The organism is Leclercia sp. M50 (assembly GCF_037150775.1).
Lineage (GTDB): Bacteria > Pseudomonadota > Gammaproteobacteria > Enterobacterales > Enterobacteriaceae > Enterobacter.
Genome location: NZ_JBBCPK010000032.1, coordinates 36840 through 46361, shown reverse-complemented (window position 1 = coordinate 46361; position 9522 = coordinate 36840). Strand labels below are relative to the sequence as shown.

Genomic DNA, 9522 nt, shown 5'->3' with positions numbered 1-9522 from the left:
TTACACCTCAACGAAAACACGGAGGAAGTACAGATGTCTTTAATTAATACCAAAATCAAACCTTTCAAAAACCAGGCGTTCAAAAACGGTGAATTCATCGAAGTTACCGAGAAAGATACCGAAGGTCGCTGGAGCGTCTTCTTCTTCTATCCAGCTGACTTCACCTTCGTCTGCCCGACTGAACTGGGTGACGTTGCTGACCACTACAGCGAGTTCCAGAAGCTGGGCGTAGATATCTACTCTGTCTCTACTGACACCCACTTCACGCACAAAGCATGGCACAGCAGCTCTGAAACCATCGCGAAAATCAAATATGCGATGATCGGCGACCCAACTGGCGCCCTGACCCGTAACTTTGACAACATGCGTGAAGATCAAGGTCTGGCAGACCGTGGTACCTTCATCGTTGACCCGCAGGGCATCATCCAGGCGGTAGAAGTTACAGCTGAAGGCATCGGCCGTGACGCATCTGACCTGCTGCGTAAAGTGAAAGCGGCTCAGTACGTTGCTTCTCACCCAGGCGAAGTTTGCCCGGCGAAATGGAAAGAAGGCGACGCGACTCTGGCTCCGTCCCTGGACCTGGTTGGCAAAATCTAAATTTCCGTCGTATTTCGCGCCATAGCGGCGTTGGCGTCGCCTGCTCACCCCGGTCACTTACTTATGTAAGCTCCCGGGGACTCACAGGCTAGCCGCCTTGCTCTGACGCGAACCACTTTGGAGATTCGTTTGCAACGCCCGGCGGCGCTGCGCTTGCACAGGCCTACAAAACGCAGGCCGGGTAAACGAAGTGCCACCCGGCATTCAATGGGCGCATCCGCGCCCATTTCATTCCAGCACCATGATGCAAGTTGCACTCAGGCAGCCAGGATTAGGCCGCTTGCATGATGATGTTTTTTAAGCAGGAGATAAAGAATGCTCGACACAAATATGAAAACCCAGCTCAAAGCCTACCTTGAGAAGCTGACCAAACCTGTTGAGCTGATTGCCACGCTGGATGACAGCGCTAAATCGGCAGAAATCAAGGAACTGCTGGCGGAGATCGCCGACCTGTCCGAAAAGGTCACTTTTAAGGAAGACAACACCCTTGCGGTGCGTAAACCCTCTTTCCTGATCACCAACCCAGGTTCGACCCAGGGGCCGCGCTTTGCCGGTTCTCCGCTGGGACATGAATTTACCTCACTGGTGCTGGCCCTGCTGTGGACCGGTGGTCATCCGTCGAAGGAAGCGCAGGCATTACTTGAGCAGATCCGCGACCTGGATGGTGATTTTGAATTCGAAACCTACTACTCGCTCTCCTGCCATAACTGCCCGGACGTGGTGCAGGCGCTGAACCTGATGGCGGTGCTGAACCCGCGCATCAAACACACCGCCATTGACGGCGGGGTGTTCCAGAACGAAATCACCGATCGTAACGTGATGGGTGTTCCGGCGGTGTTTGTGAACGGTAAAGAGTTTGGACAGGGTCGTATGACGCTGGCTGAAATCGTCGCTAAAGTGGATACCGGCGCGGAAAAACGTGCAGCAGAAGAGCTGAACAAGCGTGATGCCTATGACGTGCTGATTGTCGGTTCCGGCCCGGCGGGTGCGGCGGCTGCGGTTTACTCTGCCCGTAAAGGTATTCGCACCGGTCTGATGGGCGAACGCTTTGGCGGCCAGGTACTGGATACGGTGGATATTGAAAACTATATCTCCGTGCCTAAAACCGAAGGTCAGAAACTGGCTGGCGCCCTGAAAGCGCACGTCAGCGAATATGAAGTGGATGTGATCGACAGCCAGAGCGCCAGCAAACTGGTGCCGGCAGCGCAGGAAGGCGGTTTCCACCAGATTGAAACGGCATCTGGTGCGGTGCTGAAAGCGCGCAGCGTGATCATTGCTACCGGTGCCAAATGGCGCAACATGAACGTGCCTGGCGAAGAACAGTATCGCACCAAAGGGGTAACCTACTGCCCGCACTGCGACGGCCCGCTCTTCAAAGGCAAACGCGTGGCGGTAATTGGTGGCGGTAACTCCGGTGTGGAAGCGGCCATCGACCTCGCCGGTATCGTGGAGCACGTTACGCTGCTGGAGTTCGCGCCAGAGATGAAAGCCGATCAGGTCCTGCAGGATAAAGTGCGCAGCCTGAACAACGTCGACATCATCCTGAACGCGCAGACCACCGAAGTGACAGGCGATGGCAGTAAAGTGACCGGCCTTGAGTACCGCGACCGCGTGAGTGGTGACGTACACAGCGTTCAGCTTTCGGGGATCTTTGTGCAGATTGGTCTGCTGCCGAACACCACCTGGCTGGAAGGCGCCATTGAGCGTAACCGCATGGGCGAGATCATCATCGACGCCAAGTGTGAGACCAGCGTGAAGGGCGTATTTGCGGCGGGCGACTGCACCACCGTACCGTACAAACAGATCATCATCGCCACCGGCGAAGGGGCGAAAGCGTCACTGAGCGCCTTTGATCATCTGATTCGTACCAAAACAGCATAAGAACGTAAGACAACACCTGCACTGTAAAGAGGCTACCCTGGGGTAGCCTCTTTTTTTTATCTCACGACCAGCACCGGCACAAAGGCGTGGCGGATCACGCTGGAGGCGTTCGACCCCAGCAGATGGGTGGAGATTGACGGGTTACGTGACCCGATCACCACGATATCGGCCTTCAGCTCGCTGGCCATCTCATTCACGACGTCACGCACGTGACCAAAACAGACATGGGTTCTGAGACGTGAGGAGTCGATGCTGAAGTGGCCGATCATGGTCTGCAGCCGGGCTTGTGCTTCTTTTTCGATATGCTCTTCAAAGCGGCGCATATCGGCGGCAAAGCGATGCAATCCGAAGGTGGACGAGCCCGGTAAAACATGCAGTAAGTGAATAATACCATCCTGCTGCGCCAGGAATTCAGCGTGGCGAATCGCCTTGTCGCTCAATTCCATCTCAAAAACATCCACCGGCATAATAATCGTCTAGTACATACCCGTTTCTCCCTGTTTATTTACGCTTATTCCATTCAAACACAAAATATAAGCAAATTCTGATAGCTGGCAGGCATTTTTTAATATCGTCGCGCTTGTAGGCCAGGAATAATCCCAAAGGCGTGCAATTTCCCGGTATATCCCCGCTGATGGCTACCCTTTTAAGGTAAACCCGCATTTTTTCTCTGAATCCGGAGGTCGAATGAAAGCATTGACGTATCATGGCCCACATAACGTTAAGGTTGAAACGGTACCCGATCCGGCCATCGAGCAAGCTGACGATATTATCCTGCGCATCACCGCCACCGCGATCTGCGGTTCTGATCTGCATCTCTATCATGGGAAGATCCCGAAGGTGGAACATGGCGATATCTTCGGCCATGAGTTTATGGGGGAAGTGGTGGAGACCGGCCGAGAGGTGAAAAATCTCGCTAAGGGCGATCGCGTGGTGATCCCCTTTGTGATTGCCTGCGGCGACTGCTTTTTCTGCCGCCTGCAGCATTATGCCGCCTGTGAAAATACCAACAGCGGGCGCGGCGCCTCCCTGAATAAAAAACAGATCCCACCTCCGGCTGCGCTTTTTGGCTATAGCCATCTTTACGGTGGTGTGCCCGGCGGCCAGGCGGAATATGTCCGCGTGCCAAAAGGCAACGTCGGCCCCTTTAAGGTGCCGCCGCTGCTGTCAGATGATAAGGCCCTGTTCATGTCGGACATCCTGCCCACTGCCTGGCAGGCCGCCAAAAATGCCCAGATCACTCAGGGCAGCAGCGTCGCGGTATTTGGCGCCGGGCCAGTAGGCCTCCTGACCGTTGCCTGCGCACGTTACCTCGGGGCCGAGCAGATTTTTATCGTCGATCATCACGACTACCGACTGCGCTTCGCCCAGGATCGTTACGGCGCGATCCCGATTAACTTTGATCGCGACGACGATGCCGCAGAAAAAATCATTGAGCAGACCCGGGGCCAGCGTGGGGTGGATGCTGTTATCGATGCGGTAGGTTTTGAGGCGAAAGGGAGCACTACGGAAACGGTGCTGACCAACCTCAAGCTCGAGGGCAGCAGCGGTAAAGCCCTGCGGCAGTGTATTGCTGCGGTACGGCGCGGTGGGATCGTCAGCGTGCCGGGCGTCTATGCCGGCTTTATTCATGGTTTCCTGTTTGGCGATGCCTTTGACAAAGGGCTCACCTTTAAAATGGGGCAGACTGACGTTCATGCCTGGCTGGGTGAACTGTTGCCGCTGATCGAGCAGGGGCTGCTCACGCCTGAAGAGATCGTCACCCATTATATGCCGTTTGAAGAGGCGGCTCGCGGATATGAGATCTTTGATAAGCGTCAGGAAGAGTGCCGGAAAATTATTCTGGTGCCTGGTGCACAAAGCGCGGAAGTGGCAAAAGAGCGGGTCACGGGGCTGGTCAACCCTATGCCTGGCGGCGTGATCTGATAGCGGAAGGCCGGAAAGAGGATGCCCCGGCATCCTCTGGGTTAAGCGCGTAAACGCTTATTCAGATGGGCTTAACGCAGGTATTCGCCTGCTGCTTCAGGCTGCCAGAGCAGTTCCAGCACCTCCAGATGCGTGGCGGTACCGCCTGGCAGTTCCCAATGGATAGTGTCGCCGGTACGCAGGCCAATCAACGCGGCCCCCACCGGTGCCAGGACCGACAGTTGCGTGCTGCTGTCGGTCATCTGCGCCGGGTAGACCAGCGTGCGGGTACGCACTTCGCCAGTGGTCAAATCGCGGAATTTCACCTGGCTGTTCATGGTGACCACGTCAGACGGCATGTCCTGCGGGGCACACATCTGGGCACGATCCAGTTCAGCGTTCAGGGCATCTGCGACGGGCAGCGATGCAAAGGCCGGTTGCTCCAGCAGGCGGTCGATACGTTCAGCATCGAGTTCGTTAATGATAATGGTGGGTCTGGACATTATTTACTCCATGTCGTTAATGCTGCGACAACCGCAGAAGATGCCAAAAGAAAACCCTCGCCATCCGGTAGCGAGGGTTTAACGATAACTGATAATACTGAGTCTGCGCCCGGGTTTGAAGTGATGGCTGTCACATTCATGGTGTGGATTGAGTTCCAGGCTGTCATCTGCCTCTATAGTATGAATTTTGTACGAAAAACGTGATCGTTCGCCGATTTGGATTATCCTTTTTATGCGCCCTTACAAAGTGAGCGCCGCTGATAAGCGTTGATAAACGACACATATTCATTCTTCATTTCATACGGATTGCGTTACGCTGATCCTCTTGGGGCAGGGGGATGAGCGAAGCGTAATCCGTGCCTGCCGGTTTACATTCCAAACCTGTTCAGAGAGCGCTATGTACTTTTATCAACCTTCCCAGGGACACGGCCTGCCGCACGATCCACTTAACGCCATTGTTGGCCCACGTCCGATTGGCTGGATTGCCTCGTGCGATCCTGAAGGACGCCCCAATCTGGCCCCCTACAGCTTCTTCAACTGTTTTAATTACCATCCGCCCATCATCGGTTTTGCCAGCACCGGCTGGAAGGACAGCGTGCGCAATATTGTCGAGACCGGGGAGTTTGTCTGGAATCTCACCACCCGTGAGCTGGCCAGCGCCATGAATGAGACCTCTGCCAGCCTCGCGCACGGGGAGGATGAGTTTTTACGTGCCGGGCTGACTAAAGCGGAGAGCCAGCTGGTGAAGGTGCCGCGCGTCGCCGAAAGTCCGGTCAATTTTGAGTGCCGCCTGTCCCAGTGTATCCAGTTGACTGCCGCCAGCGGCGCTCCGGTCGATACCTGGCTGGTGCTGGGGGAAGTGGTGGGGATCCACATTGACGAAAACCTGCTGCAGGACGGGATCTATCAGACGGCGAAAGCCCAGCCGGTGCTGCGCGCCGGTGGCCCGACGGCGTACTTCGCCATTAGCGAGGATCAACGCTTTGACCTGGTCCGCCCGGACGCGCGAAAAGGGTAAGATCTCAGTAACCGATTTTGTCGATCACAAACTGTTTGCCACAGTTGCCCGGATGCGGCTGTGGCACAAATGAGGAGGTTGCCAGCGGGGCGTTGATGCTGGCCGCGGTGAGGGAAAGCTGTACTTCCGTGAGATAGGCCGGATTACCGCTGCAGCTGAGCTTGACGGCTTTCACCGTTGTCGGCCCCCAGCTTCTGGCGACGGCGGCGTCAAAGGCGCTGCGGGTGACGGTTTTGCCGTAGTTGGCCGCGAGGAACTGCCCCAGCGGGCTGGCTTTGACTTCCTGGTTCATGCGCACCATGGTGCCGAAATAGGCGTCGGGATCGAACCCAAAGCAGACGCCGTGTTTGGCATATTCGTAACGTTCGAGGCAGGAGTTGCCGCCTGCGCCGGGCATCACCTCATTTAGCTTCGCTGCACCGGTCAGCGACAGGCCGGTCTCGGCGGCGTCGCATTTACGGCTGGCTTTTGCCTCCGGCATATTGGGAATGGGGCGGGTGGCGCAGCCATAGCGCATCCAGCGGCGATCGTCGACGCCGCGAGCGGCGATAGATTTCGGCAAGCCCGGCCACAGGCCGTGAACGGTGAGGATCGTCGTTTTGTCGTTACGCTCTTTTTGCAGGCGGCACTCATCTGGCGCTGCGCGGTTGCGGTCATGCAGGCTCTGGCAAAAACCAGATTGCCATGAGAGCGCCAGCACGTAGCGATCGAAATCCGCATATTGCGTCGCCTGAAGCGGGGCGGCCTGCCCCGGGAAAGCGCACAGCGCAACTGCGGTTACGCTGACAGGCAAAACGAAATCCTTTCTGAACATGTCAATTCCTGATGGTTGAATGCAAAATATTGCTGGTGCTTATTAAAGCACAAAAAGCGCCCGCAGGCGCTTTATGCTGTGGCGTGGCTTAGCCCACGGCGGTGCCAGGCACCAGTACTTCCGTGGCAATAATCACGATAATCAGCCCAACCAGCACCGGAACAGAGGTGCGTTTTACCACTTCGAACGGCGAAATCTTCGCCATCCCGGCAACGGCGACCACGACACCGGAAACCGGGGAGATGGTGCGGCCCAGGTTGGAGGCCTGCAGCATCGGGATGGTGAGATAGGCCGGGTTAATACCGGACGAGTGCGCCAGTTTCGGGATCATTTCCACGAAGGCGTAGAACGGCGCATTACCGGAGCCGGTGGTCATCGCCGCCAGCATGGTCAGGACAACCAGCACCATCATCAGGATGATACTCGCCGAACCAAACGAGGTGGCGATGGAGATCAGGCTCTGGATAAAGCCGATAGTGCTCAGCCCCTGGGCAAAGACCCCGGCCGCCACCAGCAGCATCACCACCCCGGCGAAAGCATCCGCCATGCCGCGATAGGCCACTTCCAGGCCGCTAAAGACTTTCTGAGTATTGAAGCCGCGAACAAATTCCAGCAGTGCGGCAATCAGCATGCAGAGCACCAGAATGGTGATGATATGCAGTTCCGGACCCCATTTGCCGTCGAAAATCAGCACGCCGACGATGGGCGTAAACGGCAGAATCGCATAGAAGGAGGGGGCGGTGGTGGTGATTTCGCTGACGTCGAGGCGTTCGTGCGAGATGTTCTCTTTATTATCGAGGTAGCGCTGCCAGAAGAAGTGCGCAATTGCCATGCCGATAATGGCGGCAATAGAGATCGGCAGTGTGGTTTTAAAGGCGAAATCGATCAGCGGCATCTCGGCGGCTTTAGCGGCCAGTACCACGTCACCGGAGGTGGGGGAGAGAATAATCGCTGCCGGGGAGGCACAGATGGCTGCCGCCGCACCGCGACTGATCCCCACGTTGACCATTACCGGGAACAGGGTCGCCATCAACAGTACCCCGAGGCCCGTCGCTGACGACACGGCCAGTGACATCAGGCAGGCGACAAAATAGGCGGCAATCATCAGCAGGTAAGGGGAGTTGATATAGCTCAGCGGCTTTGAGGCCAGCTTAACGACCATATCATTGGCGCCGATGTGGGTCATATAGGCGGCAAAGCCGCAGAGCATCATGATCATCATCCCCAGATCGCCACCGCGGCTCATCAGCAGGATTTTGATATATTCAATGATGTCGGTTGCGGTGTAACCGGTGCTGGTGGCACTGGACGGCAGCACCTGGTGACCCATCAGGGCACTGACAATCAACAGAGTCAGACCGCCGACAAAGAGCACCCCGGTAGCGGAGTAACCTTTAATGATGTAGCGTGCGACGCCGACAATGACAACCACCCCGATCAGGAGCTCGATAAACGTTAGCATGGTTTCCTCTGTTTCCCGACGCCCCCAGAGCGAAGGATAAAGTAGCAATGAAAATAAGGTGACAAAATGTGCCGAAATAATGGCCCGGTCTCGCTGACTAAAATCAATAAATCGGCGACTAAAGCGTCGTTGTTGCCGATTTTCTGCTGCAGCGCTATGTATCTTCGCTGGTTGGTCCTGGTTCGCGTGTGGACGCGCGATCACCACACTCCTTAAACCCGCCTCTGGCGTCTCTCTGCTGCAGAAAGGAACCCGATACATTCAGATAATCAAATTTCAATACGCTTTAACCGTCACTTCGCGGATAATATTTTACCGCTCGGATCGCTCTTAAAATATATTTAAGATGGGCTTATGCGGATAAAAATATTACCTTTTTAGCCGTTATTTCAATGCGGATAAATATCCGGCAAAGGCGTCCTGGCGCGATGCGTGTTGCCAGCCTGAGGGGTGGGCGGTTGAGGGGTTCTCGACGGTATAGGAGCCGCGCAACACCGCTGCGATAGGGGGTAAGCTATTCGTATGCTATATAAGCTATTGCATCATCATTAATTTTTCTTAAAACCATCTTAATATTTTGCGGTAAGCCATTTTTTATCAGGACAATTCTTATCTGCTGCGCTGAATAATTAAGATAAACGCCAATGTCGTCATGTTTCCATTCCGCTATTCTGTGCGAGAAGATGCGGTGAATATGAAAATGGTAATTTGATTGTGACGTTTTTTAATAAATCTTTCCTTATTTTTTCTTTTATTTTTGCTCAGTTACCTTTTTCAACTGCGGCAATGGCTAAAGATGTACCTACTCTCAGGGACTGGGTCAAAACGATCCACAACGATATGGTTGAAACCTGGGAGGCACCCCAGCATTACGATCTCTATGTCCCCGCCATCACCTGGCATGCCCGCTTTGCCTACGATAAAGAGAAGACCGATCGCTATAACGAACGTCCGTGGGGCGCGGGAGCGGGCCAGTCGCGCTGGGATGAAAAAGGTAACTGGCATGGACTTTATGCCATGGCGTTTAAAGACTCTTACAATAAATGGGAGCCGATTGCGGGCTACGGTTGGGAGAAAACCTGGCGGCCGCTGGCCGATGACAACCTCCACCTGGGGCTCGGATTTACTGCTGCAGTGACGGCGCGCGATAACTGGAATTACATCCCCGTTCCGGTGCTCTTACCGCTGGCTTCTGTGGGATATGGTCCGGCAACCTTCCAGATGACCTACATCCCCGGTACCTATAGCAACGGCAACGTTTACTTCGCCTGGATGCGGTTTCAGTTTTAACTGAAAAAACTTTACACGCTGGTGATTTAATAGCCAGTTATTGAATAGTAAA

At 55.1% G+C, this 9522-nt stretch carries 9 protein-coding genes; 5 read left to right on the top strand and 4 right to left on the bottom strand.

Translation table 11 applies throughout. The features are described from left to right. The first annotated feature begins 33 nt into the window (after positions 1 to 33). Together ahpC and ahpF are read left to right on the top strand one after the other, a co-directional pair. Positions 34 to 597: an alkyl hydroperoxide reductase subunit C gene (ahpC, locus tag WFM46_RS10130; protein WP_103178649.1), complete on the top strand. Its 564-nt coding sequence runs from the start codon at positions 34 to 36 to the stop codon at positions 595 to 597. A gap of 315 nt (positions 598 to 912) precedes the next feature. After that, the gene (gene ahpF / locus WFM46_RS10125) at positions 913 to 2478 is read left to right on the top strand and encodes an alkyl hydroperoxide reductase subunit F (RefSeq protein WP_103178650.1); all 1566 of its coding nucleotides are present in this window, start codon (positions 913 to 915) and stop codon (positions 2476 to 2478) included. Between the two features lie 56 nt (positions 2479 to 2534). Here the strand turns inward: ahpF and uspG are convergent, their stop codons facing one another. After that, positions 2535 to 2945 carry a universal stress protein UspG gene (gene uspG / locus WFM46_RS10120; protein WP_336997571.1) on the bottom strand — a complete coding sequence of 137 codons (411 nt, stop codon included), beginning with the start codon at positions 2943 to 2945 and terminating at the stop codon, positions 2535 to 2537. Positions 2946 to 3165: 220 nt separating this feature from the next. Here uspG and WFM46_RS10115 point away from each other — a divergent pair, with 220 nt between their 5' ends. Continuing rightward, positions 3166 to 4404 (top strand): zinc-dependent alcohol dehydrogenase, encoded by a 1239-nt coding sequence (locus WFM46_RS10115; RefSeq protein WP_159339297.1) that lies wholly within the window; start codon positions 3166 to 3168, stop codon positions 4402 to 4404. A gap of 71 nt (positions 4405 to 4475) precedes the next feature. Here the strand turns inward: WFM46_RS10115 and rnk are convergent, their stop codons facing one another. After that, complete coding sequence (rnk, locus tag WFM46_RS10110; protein WP_103178653.1) at positions 4476 to 4886, bottom strand: nucleoside diphosphate kinase regulator; 411 nt, start codon at positions 4884 to 4886, stop codon at positions 4476 to 4478. Between the two features lie 397 nt (positions 4887 to 5283). Between rnk and WFM46_RS10105 the strand changes: the two genes are divergently transcribed. Next, positions 5284 to 5904 carry a flavin reductase family protein gene (locus WFM46_RS10105; protein WP_336997570.1) on the top strand — a complete coding sequence of 207 codons (621 nt, stop codon included), beginning with the start codon at positions 5284 to 5286 and terminating at the stop codon, positions 5902 to 5904. A gap of 4 nt (positions 5905 to 5908) precedes the next feature. On the opposite strand, the gene rna is transcribed toward WFM46_RS10105, so the two are convergent. Together rna and dcuC are read right to left on the bottom strand one after the other, a co-directional pair. Then, entirely contained in the window at positions 5909 to 6718 is an 810-nt protein-coding gene (gene rna, locus WFM46_RS10100) for a ribonuclease I (protein WP_336997569.1), read from the bottom strand. A gap of 88 nt (positions 6719 to 6806) precedes the next feature. Continuing rightward, positions 6807 to 8180 carry an anaerobic C4-dicarboxylate transporter DcuC gene (gene dcuC / locus WFM46_RS10095; RefSeq protein WP_114387673.1) on the bottom strand — a complete coding sequence of 458 codons (1374 nt, stop codon included), beginning with the start codon at positions 8178 to 8180 and terminating at the stop codon, positions 6807 to 6809. A 714-nt stretch (positions 8181 to 8894) separates the two neighbouring features. On the opposite strand from dcuC, the gene pagP reads away from it, so the two are divergent. After that, positions 8895 to 9470: a lipid IV(A) palmitoyltransferase PagP gene (pagP, locus tag WFM46_RS10090; RefSeq protein ID WP_336997568.1), complete on the top strand. Its 576-nt coding sequence runs from the start codon at positions 8895 to 8897 to the stop codon at positions 9468 to 9470. Positions 9471 to 9522 lie beyond the last annotated feature (52 nt).

What these genes read in the sequence shown, in the direction of transcription:
- ahpC (WP_103178649.1), top strand. Translation starts at nt 34, where the DNA reads ATGTCTTTAATTAATACCAAAATCAAACCTTTCAAAAACCAGGCGTTC.
- ahpF (WP_103178650.1), top strand. Translation starts at nt 913, where the DNA reads ATGCTCGACACAAATATGAAAACCCAGCTCAAAGCCTACCTTGAGAAG.
- uspG (WP_336997571.1), bottom strand. Translation starts at nt 2,945, where the DNA reads ATGCCGGTGGATGTTTTTGAGATGGAATTGAGCGACAAGGCGATTCGC.
- WFM46_RS10115 (WP_159339297.1), top strand. Translation starts at nt 3,166, where the DNA reads ATGAAAGCATTGACGTATCATGGCCCACATAACGTTAAGGTTGAAACG.
- rnk (WP_103178653.1), bottom strand. Translation starts at nt 4,886, where the DNA reads ATGTCCAGACCCACCATTATCATTAACGAACTCGATGCTGAACGTATC.
- WFM46_RS10105 (WP_336997570.1), top strand. Translation starts at nt 5,284, where the DNA reads ATGTACTTTTATCAACCTTCCCAGGGACACGGCCTGCCGCACGATCCA.
- rna (WP_336997569.1), bottom strand. Translation starts at nt 6,718, where the DNA reads ATGTTCAGAAAGGATTTCGTTTTGCCTGTCAGCGTAACCGCAGTTGCG.
- dcuC (WP_114387673.1), bottom strand. Translation starts at nt 8,180, where the DNA reads ATGCTAACGTTTATCGAGCTCCTGATCGGGGTGGTTGTCATTGTCGGC.